The sequence below is a fragment of the Mesorhizobium sp. WSM4832 genome, assembly GCF_055811115.1.
Window position 1 is genome coordinate 54214 of sequence record NZ_JBVVQH010000011.1, and the last position, 15197, is coordinate 69410.

The window sequence follows — 15197 nt, forward strand, 5'->3', positions numbered from 1 at the left end:
CCGGCGGCGCGTCACGCCGCCTGGCGATAGCGGGAAAGACCTTCGCGGATATGGCTGGCGAAGGCCTGCGCGGCCGGCTGGGTGGCGTGTTTGGGCAGATGCAGGTTGACGGAGAAATTCGGCAGGGGTGGCAGGCCGGCATCGGACAGGATGTCGAGATCGGCCGGAACCGTCGAGGCGAGCCATGTGGTCACCGCGAGGTCCGAGCGCACCGTCGCGGTCGTTGCATCGATGTTGCCGTTCTCGAACACGGTACGCCAGTCGAGCCCGTGCTCGCTGAGTGCGGCCAGCACCGCCGGCCGGAAGGCGCAGGTGTCGGCGACGATCGAAACCGGCAGCGGCCGCTTCAGGCGCGCCGCCCCGCCTCTCGCGCCGACCCAGACCAGCCGGTCGACAAGCAGGCATTCGCCGGCGCTGGGGCCGGCGCGTTCCTCGAGGACGGCAAGGTCGATCGTGCCCGCCGCCAGGGCCGCCGCGAGCTCCGGCGAGGAAGCGCAGACCAGCGATATCTCCACTTGCGGATAGGCTTCGGCGTAAGCTTTCAGCACTGGCGCGAGCAGCGTGCCGACAAGATCGTAAGGCACGCCGATCCGCACCTGTCCGGCAACCGCCCTGCCCTTGATCTCGGTGAGGATCTCGTCGTTGAGCTGCAGCAGGCGCCTGGCCTTGTCGAGCAGCCGCTCGCCGGAGCGCGTCAGCCTCAAACCGCGGCGATCGCGCTCGAACAGGCTTTGGCCAAGCACCTCCTCAAGTCGCTTCACCTGCTGGCTGACGGCGCCCTGCGTCAGATGAAGCGCATTCGCCGCCGCCGTCATGCTGGCCTTGTCGGCCGCTGTGACAAAGGTGCGGATGAGGGTCGTGTCGAGATCGCGGATCATAATTGCCATTATAGATGCTAATGCAAACCATATCAAACATTGCATTTACTGATGCCGGACCATGCCTACCATGGAGCCTCCGAGAAGGACGCCCATGCTCCAGCCCATCCTGCCGCTCATCCTGTTTGCCTTCGTGGCCACCGCCACGCCCGGCATCGCCACGACCTTGTCCACCGCCTCGGGCGCGCAGTTCGGCTTTCGCCGGTCGGTTCCGCTGATGATCGGCAGTGCCGCCGGCCTCGCCACCGTGACGGGGGCGGCGGCCGCCGGGCTCGCGGCCCTGCTGCTTGCGGTCCCTTCGCTGCAACTGGCGATGAAGGTGATCGGCTCGCTCTATCTCCTGTGGCTGGCGCTCAAGATCGGCCGCGCCGGCCCGCCCAATCTCGATGTGACGATGGCCAGACCGAACAGCTTCCTCGGCGGCGCCGGCATCCAGTGGGTGAACCCAAAGGGCTGGGCGATGGGACTGGGCGCCGCGGCCTCGTTTGCCGCCCTTGCCGACGGCCCGGCACAGCTCGCGTTGCTGCTCGGCTCGACCTTCGGCCTCACCGCCGCCGTCTCGCTGTCCATCTGGTGCGTGGCTGGTATGATCCTGGCGCGGCTGCTCAAGACCGAACGGCAATGGCGCGCGCTCAACATCGCGTTGGCGCTGGTGCTGGCCGCCTCGATCATTCCGATGTGGCGGGGGGCATAGGGTGACGACAGAACAAGGTCGGCGCCAGTACCCCCACCCGGACCTGCGGTCCGACCTCCCCACAAGGGGGAGGTAGGAAGCGCGGCGCCACCCTCCCCCTTGTGGGGAGGGTCGCTGCGAAGCAGCGGGGTGGGGGTCCTGGTTCGCAAAGCGAACCAGCCTCTTCACTCAACCCTCAACCCGCGTAGCGGGCCGCCGGCTTGTCGGCGTGCAGGCTGTCGAAGAACACTTGCCGGGCGCCGAGGAAGGTGTCCAGCTTGGCCGCATCGGCAAGCGCGGGCACGGTAACCGCTTCGCCCCTGGCCAGGCCGACAAGGGCGGCATCGACCATATCGTCGGCGGTCATGACGATCTCCTTCGGAACGCTGTCGATATCGGTGCCGGCAAGTTCCCAGAAATCGGTCCGGGTCGCGCCCGGCAGCACGGCCTGCACTGTCACATTGGTCCCCGCGACCTCGCGATGCAGGGCTTCGGTGAAGTTGACGACATAGGCCTTGGTGCCGCTGTAGATGCCGCCGAACGAAGTGTCGAAGGCAAGCACCGAGGCGATGTTGACGATGCCGCCGCGGTCGCGTGCCAGAAGCCCCGGCAGCACGGCGCGGGTCAGGCGCGTCAAGGCGACGGTGTTGACCTTGATCATGCGCTCGGCCGCGTCGGCGTCGGCGGTGGCCACGACGGCCTGGCCGCCGATGCCGGCATTGTTGACCAGCAGCGTGATACTGTCGTCGGCCGCGATCACCTGCTCGACGCGGCGCACATCATTGTCATCGGCGAGATCGGCAGCAACAACGCTGACCTTGCGCTTGTAGGCATAACGCAGCTTTTCAGCCAGCTCTTCCAGCCGGTCGGCGCGCCGCGCCACCAGCACAAGATCGTAGCCTTGGCCGGCGAGCCGGTCGGCATAAACCGCGCCGATGCCTGACGAGGCGCCGGTCACGACCGCTGTGCCCTTGTTGTTTTCTGCACTCATTGTCCTGCTCCTTGTGTTTGACCAATTGGTTCGTTTCGACCCCGGTTGCCGGGCCTCCGTGGGCAACCGCCCTCGCCTTCACCAAAGTCGCTCTGTTCAATAGTGGCATATGCCACCATCAGCGAAGTAGGCATATGCCACTACCTTGTCAATGATCTCAACGGGGATTATTTGTCAGGCTGCGACGGACATCATGTCTCGGCCGCGAGGACCTATCATGCCGCAAGACGCCCTGCCCGGCCTGAACCTTTGCAACAACGCCATGCTGCGGCGTGCGACGCGCAAGCTCGGTCAGTTCTATGATGATGTACTGGCCCCTTCGGGGCTCAAGGCGACGCAACACGGCCTGCTCTTCCAGATCCATGCCGGCAGCGAGCCGGCCATGAGCGCCATTGCCGACGCGATGATCATGGATCTCTCCGCGCTCGGCCATACGCTGAAGCCGCTGATCCGCGACGGCTATGTCGAGACCTTCGCCGACAAGGACGACCGCCGCGTCAAACGTGTGCGGCTGACACCGCGGGGCGAGGTCAAGCTGGACGAGACGATGAAATTGTGGAGCGTCGCCCAGCAACAGTTCGAGGACAAGGTCGGCGCGGAGCAGGCCGCCAAGCTGCGCGCGGTGCTGGACACGGTGGCCGACCTCAACCTGGAAATGCCTGCAGCCGCTCCTTCGAACTGAAGAAGCGGCCGCCAGTCAGGGTTTGAAGCAGTTACTCGGCCGGCATGGCGACTGGCCGACCCAACATCCGCCCGGCAAGCACGACACCCAGGCCCACGATCGGGAACACCGCCGCGATCAGGCCGAGATCGGCCGGCGCGCCGAAGCGCAGCACGGCGCCGCCGACCACCGCGCCAAGCGCGACGCCGAAATAGAGCGCCGAGGCGTTGAGCGACAGCACGATCGGTGCGGCGTCGGGAGCGAGCTTGATGATGCGGCTTGCTTGCGCCGGCGGGAAAGCCCAGCCGACGATGCCCCACGGCACCATCATTGCCATCAGCGCCGGCCCGGCGATCGAATGCGGCAGGAAGGTCGGGATCAGCGAAAAGGTAATCAGCATCGCAGCGGAGAGCGCCAGCGACCAGCAGACGGTACGCGTCGCGCCGAAACGGTCGGCCGCCTGGCCGCCGGCGATGTTGCCGATGACGGCGCCGACGCCGAAGGCGAGCAGCATGCCGGGCAGCGCCAGCGGGCTTAAGCCGCCGCCCTGGATGGCTAAAGGCGCAATGAAGGCAAAGACGGTGAAGGCGCCGATCAAGGCCAGCACGGTCGTGACCAGGATCGGCATCACGCCGGGGCGCACAGCCGCCGCCAGCCTGCGCTTCAGCGGCAGCCTGGTGCCGACGATACCGCGCGGCAGCCGGTACCACAGGATCGCACCAGACAGCGCGCCGAGGCCGGCGATGGCGAAGAACGTGCCGCGCCAGCCGGCAATCGCCGCGACCAGCGCGCCGAGCGGCGCGCCGACCGCCACCGCCACCGTGGTGCCGCCGACGACGACGGCGATGGCCCGGGCCCGGTGATGGTCGTCGACCAGCGCCACGGCAGTGCCTTGCGCGGTCGCCGCGAACAGGCCCGACGACAACGCCATGACGATACGGGCGATCAAAAGCAGCTCGAATGACGAGCTCACCGCCGCCACCAGATTGCCGATGACGAAGAACGCAATCGTCCACAGGATGACGCGCCGCCTGTCCCATTCGCCGGTCAGCGTCGCCAGCACAGGCGCGCCGATCGCATAGGCGAGTGCGAAGGCGGTGATCAGCGAGCCGGCGAGCGGCACGGATATGCCGGCATCGGCGGCGATATCGGGAAGAAGGCTCGAGATGACGAAGCCTTCGGTCGAGATCGCGAACGATCCGAGCGCCAGCCAGAAGATCCGCTTGTCCATGGGGGAATTGTCCTTAGTTCAAGAGTTATTGAACAATCGGACATAACAGGGCATGATGTCAACCGAGCCTGCGGAAAATAGCTGAACCATGCTGACAGCCCTGTGTCAGGACCGGACCGAAAATGAAGAACCAGTCTCTATCGGCAAAGAGAGGAGCCGCGTTGAAGTTCGTGCCGTTTGTGCTTAATTCTGGGCCATGAGCTTGCCCCATCCCACCACCGACCAGATCAGCCTGCCGATCGTGCTTGCCGTGCTCGGCGATCCGACCCGGCTTGCCATCGTGCGCTATCTGGCGAGCAAGGAAGGCGTGCCGCTGAACTGCAGCAAGTTCCTCGACCTCGCCTCCAAGACCAATCTCAGCTACCACCTCGCCAAGCTGCGCGAGGCTGGCGTCACCCGCAGCGAAGCGGCCGGCACCAGCCGGCTGATCACGCTGCGCCGCGACGACCTCGACAAGCGTTTTCCTGGCCTGCTCGACAGCGTGATTGCCGCGGCCGGCGAGGACAAGGCGTTGCCCATGGTCGGCACCGCCGAGACCGAAATCGACGCCTGATGCGCATTGCCGTCCTGGCCGACATCCACGGAAATTTGCTGGCCTTGGAGGCCGTGCTCGACGACCTCGGGCGCCGCGGCGGCGCCGATCTCATGGTCAATCTCGGCGACTGTGTCTCCGGCCCGCTGTGGCCGCGCGAGACGATGGAACGGCTGCAGGCGCTCGGCCTGCCGACGGTGCGCGGCAACCACGACCGCCGCGTGGCGCAGGACACGGCCAATGAGGCCATGTGGCCGTCCGATCGCTACGCGCAGGAACGGCTGACATCGGCGCAGCGCCAGGCACTGCTCGGCTTGCCGCTGACGTTGGAGATCGCGCCCGGCGTCATCGCCTTCCACGCCCGGCCGGACCATGACGAGAAATATCTTGCCGACGCCATTGTCGATGGCCAGTTGGTGCGCGCGCCGCTCGCCGCGATCAGGCGGCGGCTGAAACCGCTCGATCCGGCCTGTCGCCTGGTATTATGCGGCCACAGCCACCGCAACGAGCTGATCCGTATCCCCGATGGTCCGGTCATCTTCAATCCCGGCAGCGTCGGCTGCCCCGCTTATGACGATGACACGCCGCCGGCGCATGTCTCCGAACAAGGCTCGCCGCACGCCCGCTACGGCATCGTTGATCTTGGCTCGGACGGCGACCGATTCGAGAGCATCGCCGTGGATTACGACCATGAAGCCGCCGCAAGGCAGGCCGAGCAGGCGGGAAGGCCGGAATGGGCCTACGCGCTGCGGACCGGTTTTATGCAGGATCGAGCGAAGCTCGTATCCCGATTGAGCGCCATGGCCGAAGGATGAAAGTTGCGCTCCGATCGACGCTGCTGATCGCCGCTCCTTTGCTGCTGGCTGCGCTATCGGCGGTGGCGCAGGACGCGCCGGGACCTATCGTTTCGATCATCGGCGGCCTCGCGCCGGATGATCTTCTCAATATCCGCGCCACGGCTTCATCGGCTGGAAAGGTCGTGGCGCGGCTGCCGAACGGCGTGGCCCTGAAGAATTTCGGCTGCAAGGCCGTCAACAACAATCCCTGGTGCAAGATCGAGGATACGCAGGACGCGCACATCTCCGGATGGGCGCCCGCCCGCTATCTCAGCCCCAGCAACCCGGCGCCGGCGCCTGAAGAAGCAGCCGCGCCGGCCACCGGCGCAGGCCGGGAAGCCGGCGCGCCTCAGCGCGCCGAAGAGACGCCGCCGGACATCGCCGCGCGCCTGGGCGCAGGCGAGCCGGCCGAGCCGCCATCGGCGGCCGAGATCGGCAGGACCGCCATGCAGGATGCCTACGCCCTCGCCTTCGCGGCCTCGGCAACCGCTGATCCTGACGCCCTTGCCCCCGATGCCGCCGGCGGCGTTCCTTGCGCGCGCCATGTCGGCCAGCCCATGACCCGCTGCGAGGCCAGCGTCAGGCACACGGGCGGCGACAGCGCCGTGACCGTGACCTGGCCGGACGGCGGCAGCCGTCTCATCACCTTCCAGGACGGCAAGCCGAGCGGTTCGGACTCACCGGGCGAATTCCGCTTCACCCGCGAAGGCAGCCTCAACATGATCCGCATCGGCATTTCCGAACGTTTCGAGATCACGGACCAGCTGGCGTTGGGATTAGGGGAATAAGCAAGTAAGGGATTAAGGCAGTAGGGCAGTAGGGCAGTAGGGGAAGCTCCCCAGCCTCACATACTGCCTTACTGCCCTACTCCCCTACTCCCTTCATTTTCAGGGTTACATCCGCCAAAACTCTTCCCTATAAGGCCCTCCTAGCCTGATACCAGAATCGCAAGCACAACCGGCCGGGTCCTCCCCGCCCGGTTTTTCGTGCAAGCCGCTCGCCGAACGGAATTATCGAACATGCCAAGACGCACCGACATCAAGTCGATCCTGATCATCGGGGCCGGCCCCATCGTCATCGGCCAGGCCTGCGAGTTCGACTATTCCGGCACCCAGGCCTGCAAGGCGCTGAAGGAAGAGGGCTTCCGCGTCATCCTGGTCAATTCCAACCCGGCCACCATCATGACCGACCCGGAGTTGGCCGACGCCACCTATATCGAGCCGATCACGCCCGAAGTCGTGGCCAAGATCATCGCCAAGGAGCGGCCGGACGCGCTGCTGCCGACCATGGGCGGCCAGACCGCGCTCAACACGGCGCTCTCGCTGCGCCGCATGGGCGTGCTGGAGCGCTACAATGTCGAGATGATCGGCGCCGACGCGCATGCCATCGACAAGGCCGAGGACCGCGCCCTGTTCCGCGAGGCGATGAGCAAGATCGGGCTGGAAACGCCGAAGTCGATGCTGGCCAATGCCACCGACGTCAAGAACGCCGACCGCAAGACGCATGAGGCCGAGCGCGCGGCGCTCAAGGCGGAGAACCCGGAAAACCTCGATGCCGCGCTCGATGCGCTGGAAACGCGCTGGAACCTCGGCGAAGGCGACCGCAAGCAGCGCTATATCAGCCATGGCATGGCGATCGCCGCGCAGGCGCTCGACCATGTCGGCCTACCGGCCATCATCCGCCCTTCATTCACCATGGGCGGCACCGGCGGCGGCATCGCCTACAACCGCGCCGAATTCTACGACATCGTCCAGTCCGGCCTCGATGCCTCGCCCACCACCGAGGTGCTGATCGAGGAAAGCGTGCTCGGCTGGAAGGAGTATGAGATGGAGGTCGTCCGCGACAAGGCGGACAACTGCATCATCATCTGCTCGATCGAGAACCTCGATCCGATGGGCGTGCACACCGGCGACTCGATCACGGTCGCGCCGGCGCTGACCTTGACCGACAAGGAATACCAGATGATGCGCAACGCCTCGCTCGCGGTGCTGCGCGAGATCGGCGTCGAGACCGGCGGCTCGAACGTGCAGTTCGCCGTCAACCCGGCCGACGGCCGCCTGGTCGTGATCGAAATGAACCCGCGCGTCTCGCGCTCGTCGGCGCTGGCCTCCAAGGCAACGGGCTTCCCAATCGCCAAGGTCGCGGCCAAGCTTGCCGTCGGCTACACGCTGGATGAGCTGGAGAACGATATCACCGGCGGCGCGACGCCGGCCTCGTTCGAGCCGACCATCGACTACGTGGTGACCAAGATCCCGCGCTTTGCGTTTGAAAAATTCCCCGGCGCCGAGCCGGTTCTGACCACCGCCATGAAGTCGGTCGGCGAAGTGATGGCCATCGGCCGCACTTTCCAGGAATCGCTGCAGAAAGCTTTGCGCGGGCTGGAGACCGGCCTGACGGGTTTGGACGAGATCGAGATCCCCGGCCTCGGTCACGGCACTGCGCCGGCCAACCACGCCGACGACCGCAACGCCATCCGCGCCGCCCTCGGCACCCCGACGCCGGACCGGCTGCGCATGGTGGCGCAGGCGATCCGCATGGGCACCTCGCTGGAAGACGTGCACGCCATGTGCAAGATCGATCCTTGGTTCCTCGAGCAGATCGCCGGCATCATCGCCATCGAGGCGCGTATCCGCGAGCATGGCCTGCCGCAGGATGCCGAAAACCTGCGCATGCTGAAGGCGATGGGTTTCTCCGACGCCCGCCTCGCGTCGCTGACGAAGACCGACGCCGAAGTCGTTCAGAAGGCTCGCGAAAAGCTCGACGTTCATCCTGTCTATAAGCGCATCGACACCTGCGCCGCAGAGTTCGCCTCGCCGACCGCCTATATGTACTCGACCTATGAAGTGCCCTTCGTCGGCGAACTCGCCAACGAGGCGCGGGTCTCGTCGCGCAAGAAGGTAGTCATCCTCGGCGGCGGCCCGAACCGCATCGGCCAGGGCATCGAGTTCGACTATTGCTGCTGCCATGCGGCGTTCGCGCTGCGCGACGCCGGCTATGAAGCGATCATGATCAACTGCAACCCGGAGACGGTCTCGACCGACTACGACACCTCCGACCGGCTCTATTTCGATCCGCTGACGGCGGAGGACGTGCTGGAGATCCTGCGCGCCGAGCAGGCCTCGGGCGAGTTGGTCGGCGTCATCGTCCAGTTCGGCGGCCAGACGCCGCTGAAGCTGGCCGACGCGCTGGAGAAGGCCGGCATCCCGATCCTCGGCACCTCGCCCGACATGATCGACCTGGCGGAGGACCGCGACCGCTTCCAGAAGCTGCTGCACAAGCTCAACCTCAGCCAGCCGAAGAACGGCATCGCCTATTCGGTCGAGCAGGCCCGCCTCGTCGCCGGCGAGCTCGGCTTCCCGCTGGTGGTGCGCCCGTCCTACGTGCTCGGCGGCCGCGCCATGCAGATCATCCATGACGAGGGCATGCTGCAGACCTACCTGCTCGACACTGTGCCCGGCCTGGTGCCGGAGGACATCAAGCAGAAATACCCCAATGACAAGACCGGCCAGATCAACACGCTGCTCGGCAAGAACCCACTTTTGTTCGACACCTATCTGTCGGGCGCCATCGAGGTCGACGTCGATTGCCTGTGCGATGGCAAGGCCACCTTCGTCTCCGGCATCCTGGAGCATATCGAGGAGGCCGGCATCCATTCGGGCGATAGCGCCTGCTCGCTGCCGGTGCACTCGCTGCACCCGGACCTCGTCGACGAGCTGGAGCGCCAGACCGCCGCGCTCGCCCGCGCGCTCAATGTCGGCGGCCTGATGAACGTGCAATACGCGATCAAGGACGGCACGGTCTATGTGCTGGAGGTCAACCCGCGTGCGTCGCGCACCGTGCCATTCGTCGCCAAGACCATCGGGCGTCCGATCGCGAAAATCGCCGCCCGCATCATGGCCGGCGAGACGCTGGAAGACGCCTTCGCCCATTACGGCCCAATGCCCGACCCGCGCAATCCCGGCCATATCGCGGTCAAGGAAGCCGTCTTCCCCTTCGCCCGGTTCCCCGGCGTCGACATCCTGCTCGGCCCGGAAATGCGCTCGACCGGCGAAGTCATGGGCCTCGACCGCGACTTTGCGCTGGCCTTCGCCAAGAGCCAGCTCGGGGCGGGTGTCGATCTCCCCCGCTCCGGCACACTGTTCGTCTCGGTCCGCGACGAGGACAAGAAGGGCATATTACCGGCGGTGAAGCGCCTCGCCGGCCAGGGCTTCAAGGTGCTCGCCACCTCCGGCACCGCCCGCTTCCTCGCCGAGAACGGCGTGGTGGCGGAAAAGATCAACAAGGTGCTGGAAGGGCGCCCCCACATCGAAGACGCCATCCGCAACCGCCAGGTCCAGATCGTGTTCAACACGACTGATGGGCAGAAGGCCGTGTCGGACTCGAAATCGCTGCGGCGCGCCACGCTGATGCAGAAGGTGCCGTATTACACGACGCTGTCAGGGGCGGCTGCGGTGGCCGAGGCGATTGCGGCGTTGAGAGCGGGGAATTTGGAAGTGAGGCCGCTGCAGGAGTATTTTGGGTGAAGCAAATTTAGGAAATTGGGCCGGTCTCGTTATGATCTCGTCCAAACCAAAGATTTAGGGAAATTATCCCTTGGCATACGTTATTCCTCTTCGCGTGATGGCATCATCGACAACGGCCATGTTCCGGTAGCGTTCTGGGGATAGATACAGACTACTCATAAAAATCCAGACTGAGGCTGGACTCCTCGACCAAGCGGGAGTATTTGAATCGCCGCGTGCCTTGATGTGGGACGCTGTTTGTCCCCTTTGGGGATACGGAGGCGGCGATGGCCGATGAAGCAAACCAGTCTGCACAACCTGCTCCCTCAAAGCAGTCGGATCGGAATTCTCGTGAGCAATCCACCATTCAGTTCCCTTACGGCGATCTAAACGATGCTTCCGCCGTCGCGAATGCGTTGATCGCGGCCGGCGGCCATCCCGCGGATATTGACCAACTCGCCGGCATGATGAAGCAGCAGCCGAACAGCGGAAATTTTCGCCTCAAGATCGCGACAGCGCGAATGTTCGGCGTCATCGAAACCGTGTCCAACAAGTACACGCTGACAGACCTAGGCTTCGCGATAGTTGATGAAGCACGAAAGAAGCCGGCCCTCGCAGACGCCTTTCTGAACGTCCCGCTCTACAGGAGAGTCTACGACGATTACCGCAACAAGCAACTTCCGCCACGGCCGTTGGCGCTTGAACGTGCTTTCGTCGGATACGGCGTAGCCCCGAAACAGGCAGACAGGGCGCGTCATGCATTCGACCGCAACGGCCGCATCGCCGGTTACTTCGAACATGGCAACGACCGACTTATCCGTCCGGTTGTGGGAAGCTTCAATGCCACAACGCCGATCGACCGCGATGTCGCGGAGCCGCAGTCGGCGGATCAGAACCAGGTTAGCCAGAAGCGCAAGAACGGAGATGGCGGCGACGGGTTCCATCCCTTCATTCAAGGCTTGCTCAAGGAGCTCCCCGAACCCGGGACTGAGTTCAAGATGCAGATGAGGGTCAAGTGGTTGAGACTAGCAGCCAGCGCCTTCGACATGATTTACGAGGGGGGCGAGGGAGAAATCCACATCGGCGAGGCATGAAGAGAGGGACGTATTCTGCCTGAACACGTCGCTCTCTCAGAAGGATCGAGTGTGTCGCGGTCTGCCAGGAAGCGTGTCGCGACACAGAACACAAGCTAGGAGGCGGTAAGGGCCGCGAAGCCTATGGTTAGGTTAGGAGCATAAAGCCCCACCGGGTGACGTTGCGAAGCAGCGGTGAACCGGTGGGCACTTTCTATCACAGAATTCATTAGTATGCCAACGAATTCAACGTGCCAGGATACGGCCGTGAGTGTTGAACGTGACCAGTTTCTAGAGGCTCATAGCCGCTATCAGGGCTATAGGGACGCCGCCTTTGATCGGACGTGGGAAGAACTCCGTCGCTCCGTTCCCAAGGATTGCGATCTCCGAGTTATGCCCATTGATGCGGAGGCGCTTGGCTATTGGCAGGCTATCAAGAGCTTTGGCTTCGTTCACCCATCTGGTGGGTTCTTGTGGGATGACATTTTCTACCAGATCTATTCCACTCCGCGCCGTTTCGACATAGCGATTTGGGACGGCCCATCGCTTTGTGGTTTGGGCGCTGGAATGACCTCCAAAGGAGGCGAGAATGTAACCCTTAGGTGGGTAGAGCGCTTTGAAACCCCCACTAACCGTCTTAAGGGCTTTGTTCTAGAGACAGTCATTACCGCAGCGGATCACTACGCTAGGATACTAAACCGTCCACGCTTGCTCGTTAGGAGGCCTCTACCTGGCACAGAAGCTAGGTACGTGGACGGGTTCGGCTTTTCGCTTGCACCTAGGCGTTTCGGAGCCATATACTACCAACGCGACGTTGCCCAATAGCTTTCCCGGCAACGAAGTGCGTCGTTTTGCGTTTAGCGATTAGTTAACCGCTATGGTATTGAGTCTAGGGGAAGCTAGGAGCCAAAACTATGTCCCGCCATCGCAACATGGCAACGCGCACGGCTCATGCTAACGGTGACTCCGTTCGGCGTGAGGCGTATGAGCGCGCCATGCAAATTGTTGCGGGTCGCCCCGGCGTAAGCAGCGTCTTAACGAACGCTCAACGTGATATAGTTCGTAACTTTGATGGTCCGGAAATCATCGGCGATCGAAATCGCCTGCCTGCGAGGCGTCGCAATGCTGACGCTTCGTGAGGCATTAGAAACCGGACGTATCGAAGATTTTATTCGTCAATAGGAAGCGGCTGGCATCGGCGCCGTTGGGGAGGCCGTGTCCTCAAGTGCACACCCGTCAGATAGCAGGCTGGCCTGCCTCTGACACGCTAAGATCCAAAATGGCTCATTCAGCCGGAAATTCAGGTCGGCAGAGGGACGCAATTTCTAAACTACCGCCACACACTCAATCTCGATATCGAACTCCATCGGCCACGACGCCACCGGCACAAAACTCCGCGCCGGCGGGTTCACGCTGAAGTACCTGGCATAAACCCGGTTGATCACATTGTAGAAGCCGGAATTGACGGCGTAGACGCGCACCATCACCACCTTGTCCAGCGAGGTGCCGGCCGCCTCCAGGCAATGCTTCAGCGCCTTCAGCGATGCCTCGGTCTGGGTTTCGATGTCGCCGCGCACCATCTCGCCGGTCACCATGTCCACCGGCGGCGTCGCCGAGATGAACACAAAGCCATTGGCCCGCACCGCCGTCGAGCACGGCAGCCCGAGCGCCCGCACCTTGGCCGACATCACGGGTACTTCGATGACTTCCTTGTCCACGGCGATCCTCCCTTGTTTGTGGAGGAGCTTATCGCGGCGCGGGAGGAACGCCAGCGGCGTTCTTGCCTTCTCCCCTTGTGGGGTGAGAAGCGGTCCGCGCAGCGGGCGAAAAGCCAATTGCTTGGCTTTTCGAGCTTCGAACGCCCTGAGCCTGCGAAGGGCCGGGTGGTGGATCGGCGCGATAGCGCCGAGACGGATGAGGGGTGTTCCAGGGAACGCCAGCGTCTCACTCCGCTGGAACACCCCTCATCCGGCCGCTTCGCGGCCACCTTCTCCCACAAGGGGAGAAGGGGGAGCCAGGCATGTCGGAGCAGGTGATGATATCGTTCGGGTTGCGCGAGCAGTTTACCTGGGCCGGGCCCTGGGAAATTAGCCGAAGCAATTCGAACATCGTCATCCACGGGCGGAGCGGGAGCGAAGCGGACGCGCAGACCCGAGGATCCATTCCGTGACCTCGCGCAAAGGGCATGGCGGAGCAGAATTCTGGATCGCAGAAACGCCTCAACGTCACGGAATGGATTCTATGGTCTGCGCGCGTCGCTTCGCTCCTTGCTCCGCCATAGAATGACGAAGAGCCAGACCGTCAGAAAGGAGCGAATTGCGTTCTTCGCAACCACCCCTCACCCCTGATGCGCGACCGCCAGTTCCTTCGCGTGCTTCTCGTGCGTCTTCAGCACCGGCAGCGTCTTCTTGGCGAATTCCTTCATCGTCGGGTCGTCGCCCGAATTGGCGTAGGTGCTGAACAGGGCGACGGCATCCTTATGCGCGTCGGTCTGCATCTTGATGTATTTGGCGTCGAAATCCTTGCCGCTCGCGCCCTTCAATTCGTCGAGCATCTGCTGCTCCCTGGGCTGCAGCGCGGGGCCGGCGGGCTTGATCGACGCGGTGGTCTGGCCCTGGCTCAGCGCTGTCTTGAAATCCTCGCCGGCCTTGGTGTGATCCTTGATCATCTGCGCCGCGAAAGCCTTGACGTCGGCCGACGCCGACTTCTGCTCGGCCAGCTTGCTCGACTGGATCTCGAACGCGTTGGCGTTGGGCACCGTCGCGACGAAGGTCTGGGTGTCGACCTTGTTGTCGGTCACCATCGGTCCCACCGCGTCCGGGTTGGTGTCGTCCGATTGGGCGAGAACAGCCGGCGCGCCGGCAAAGAGCGCAACGGCGACCAGGGGCAGCAGCGTTTTCATCTCAATCTCCGATTTGAAACAGCCCCTCTGCATCCCCAACGCGGCATCGGCGTCGGGGTTGCCTAAGAGGTTGCCTGAGGAAGCGGGGGCGGGCGCGCCGCAGCCGGCTCAGTGGCAATGCGCGCCGGTGCCCTGGCCGGTATATTGCAGCTGCTCGTGCCAATCCGGGCGGCCTTCCGGCGTGAAATCCATCAGGTTCCACAGGATCTCGCAGGTGCCGATGGCGCGCGGGTCCTGTCCGGGTTCGGTCGGCGCGAAACCGAGCTCCGACGACCAGAAATGCCGGATGCCGTCACCGTTTCGGTGGAACACCGAAAGCAGCGGTATCTGCGCGCCCTCGGCGGTTTCGGAATTGTAGTCGCGCTTGAAACTGTTGCCGGCCGACGAGACGAGCCGCATGTTCTTCCAGCCGCGGTCGCGGCCGAGCGCCGTCAAATTGTCGAGCGCGGTCTTGGCCACCACCGCGAAGTTGAAGCCCGCCGCCTCCAGATGGCCGATCGCGCCGTCGAATTGGTCGAGCAGCGCGGTGCAGGACGGGCATGGCTGGTCCTGCCGGGCGAGCTTCGCCGTCTCGCCGCCCGTCGCCACCTCGCGCGTCTCCTGCGGATGGCGCGGGAACATCATCTGGTAGAGGATCAGCGAATCCTTGTCCGGCGCGAACAGCTCCGGCAGCCTCACCTTCGACGGCCGGCCATTGTCGTCCAGGGCGTCGAACACATAGTCCTGCGGCACCAGCCCGCCGGGCGGCAAGGCGCGTCTTGCTTCAGCCACCGCCTCCATGGCGTGGCGCAGCTCGATTTCCTTGCTCAGCAGCTTTTCGCGGGCGGTGCGGTATTTTGCGGATTCATTGGGAAAGGTGATCATGATCTTCTCCTTCGCGCCGGCGTCCCGGCGCGGGTTGGTCTACGACCAAAGGAC

13 protein-coding genes are annotated in these 15197 nt (G+C 64.0%); 7 read left to right on the plus strand and 6 right to left on the minus strand.

The window, feature by feature from the left end; genetic code table 11:
- Positions 1-11: 11 nt before the first annotated feature.
- On the minus strand, positions 12-887 hold the full coding sequence (locus AC0L2L_RS16935) for a LysR substrate-binding domain-containing protein (RefSeq protein WP_473579725.1): 876 nt from the start codon (positions 885-887) through the stop codon (positions 12-14).
- An 85-nt stretch (positions 888-972) separates the two neighbouring features.
- On the opposite strand from AC0L2L_RS16935, the gene AC0L2L_RS16940 reads away from it, so the two are divergent.
- A complete protein-coding gene (locus AC0L2L_RS16940; protein WP_027168176.1) occupies positions 973-1572 on the plus strand; it encodes a LysE family translocator in 600 nt (199 codons plus the stop codon).
- A 175-nt stretch (positions 1573-1747) separates the two neighbouring features.
- Here AC0L2L_RS16940 and AC0L2L_RS16945 read toward each other — a convergent pair whose 3' ends face one another.
- Positions 1748-2542, minus strand: coding sequence for an SDR family NAD(P)-dependent oxidoreductase (locus AC0L2L_RS16945; RefSeq protein ID WP_473579726.1), 795 nt, complete (start codon positions 2540-2542; stop codon positions 1748-1750).
- A 217-nt stretch (positions 2543-2759) separates the two neighbouring features.
- On the opposite strand from AC0L2L_RS16945, the gene AC0L2L_RS16950 reads away from it, so the two are divergent.
- Positions 2760-3224, plus strand: a complete 465-nt coding sequence (locus tag AC0L2L_RS16950) for a MarR family winged helix-turn-helix transcriptional regulator (protein WP_473579727.1) — start codon at positions 2760-2762, stop codon at positions 3222-3224.
- Between the two features lie 31 nt (positions 3225-3255).
- On the opposite strand, the gene AC0L2L_RS16955 is transcribed toward AC0L2L_RS16950, so the two are convergent.
- On the minus strand, positions 3256-4434 hold the full coding sequence (locus AC0L2L_RS16955; protein ID WP_473579728.1) for an MFS transporter: 1179 nt from the start codon (positions 4432-4434) through the stop codon (positions 3256-3258).
- Positions 4435-4630: 196 nt separating this feature from the next.
- Here AC0L2L_RS16955 and AC0L2L_RS16960 point away from each other — a divergent pair, with 196 nt between their 5' ends.
- The 5 genes from AC0L2L_RS16960 (at position 4631) to AC0L2L_RS16980 (ending at position 11398) form a co-directional block, all read left to right on the plus strand.
- The gene (locus AC0L2L_RS16960; RefSeq protein WP_027168172.1) at positions 4631-4987 is read left to right on the plus strand and encodes an ArsR/SmtB family transcription factor; all 357 of its coding nucleotides are present in this window, start codon (positions 4631-4633) and stop codon (positions 4985-4987) included.
- Complete coding sequence (locus AC0L2L_RS16965; protein WP_473579730.1) at positions 4987-5781, plus strand: metallophosphoesterase family protein; 795 nt, start codon at positions 4987-4989, stop codon at positions 5779-5781. Before AC0L2L_RS16960 ends, AC0L2L_RS16965 begins: the two co-directional genes overlap by 1 nt.
- The gene (locus AC0L2L_RS16970; protein WP_473579731.1) at positions 5778-6590 is read left to right on the plus strand and encodes an SH3 domain-containing protein; all 813 of its coding nucleotides are present in this window, start codon (positions 5778-5780) and stop codon (positions 6588-6590) included. The genes AC0L2L_RS16965 and AC0L2L_RS16970 overlap by 4 nt, the downstream gene beginning before the upstream one ends.
- Before the next feature lie 231 nt (positions 6591-6821).
- Entirely contained in the window at positions 6822-10325 is a 3504-nt protein-coding gene (gene carB, locus AC0L2L_RS16975) for a carbamoyl-phosphate synthase large subunit (protein ID WP_473579732.1), read from the plus strand.
- Positions 10326-10591: 266 nt separating this feature from the next.
- Positions 10592-11398: a hypothetical protein gene (locus AC0L2L_RS16980; protein ID WP_473579733.1), complete on the plus strand. Its 807-nt coding sequence runs from the start codon at positions 10592-10594 to the stop codon at positions 11396-11398.
- Between the two features lie 1304 nt (positions 11399-12702).
- Here AC0L2L_RS16980 and AC0L2L_RS16985 read toward each other — a convergent pair.
- From AC0L2L_RS16985 to AC0L2L_RS16995, 3 genes are all read right to left on the minus strand, one after another.
- Positions 12703-13095, minus strand: a complete 393-nt coding sequence (locus tag AC0L2L_RS16985) for a Rid family hydrolase (RefSeq protein ID WP_473579856.1) — start codon at positions 13093-13095, stop codon at positions 12703-12705.
- Between the two features lie 620 nt (positions 13096-13715).
- Positions 13716-14279: a DUF4142 domain-containing protein gene (locus tag AC0L2L_RS16990; protein WP_473579734.1), complete on the minus strand. Its 564-nt coding sequence runs from the start codon at positions 14277-14279 to the stop codon at positions 13716-13718.
- Positions 14280-14387: 108 nt separating this feature from the next.
- On the minus strand, positions 14388-15143 hold the full coding sequence (locus AC0L2L_RS16995) for a DUF899 family protein (protein WP_473579735.1): 756 nt from the start codon (positions 15141-15143) through the stop codon (positions 14388-14390).
- Between the last annotated feature and the right edge of the window lie 54 nt (positions 15144-15197).

Coding starts and splice junctions, on each gene's coding strand:
- AC0L2L_RS16935 (WP_473579725.1), bottom strand. CDS start 887: ATGGCAATTATGATCCGCGATCTCGACACGACCCTCATCCGCACCTTT.
- AC0L2L_RS16940 (WP_027168176.1), top strand. CDS start 973: ATGCTCCAGCCCATCCTGCCGCTCATCCTGTTTGCCTTCGTGGCCACC.
- AC0L2L_RS16945 (WP_473579726.1), bottom strand. CDS start 2,542: ATGAGTGCAGAAAACAACAAGGGCACAGCGGTCGTGACCGGCGCCTCG.
- AC0L2L_RS16950 (WP_473579727.1), top strand. CDS start 2,760: ATGCCGCAAGACGCCCTGCCCGGCCTGAACCTTTGCAACAACGCCATG.
- AC0L2L_RS16955 (WP_473579728.1), bottom strand. CDS start 4,434: ATGGACAAGCGGATCTTCTGGCTGGCGCTCGGATCGTTCGCGATCTCG.
- AC0L2L_RS16960 (WP_027168172.1), top strand. CDS start 4,631: ATGAGCTTGCCCCATCCCACCACCGACCAGATCAGCCTGCCGATCGTG.
- AC0L2L_RS16965 (WP_473579730.1), top strand. CDS start 4,987: ATGCGCATTGCCGTCCTGGCCGACATCCACGGAAATTTGCTGGCCTTG.
- AC0L2L_RS16970 (WP_473579731.1), top strand. CDS start 5,778: ATGAAAGTTGCGCTCCGATCGACGCTGCTGATCGCCGCTCCTTTGCTG.
- carB (WP_473579732.1), top strand. CDS start 6,822: ATGCCAAGACGCACCGACATCAAGTCGATCCTGATCATCGGGGCCGGC.
- AC0L2L_RS16980 (WP_473579733.1), top strand. CDS start 10,592: ATGGCCGATGAAGCAAACCAGTCTGCACAACCTGCTCCCTCAAAGCAG.
- AC0L2L_RS16990 (WP_473579734.1), bottom strand. CDS start 14,279: ATGAAAACGCTGCTGCCCCTGGTCGCCGTTGCGCTCTTTGCCGGCGCG.
- AC0L2L_RS16995 (WP_473579735.1), bottom strand. CDS start 15,143: ATGATCACCTTTCCCAATGAATCCGCAAAATACCGCACCGCCCGCGAA.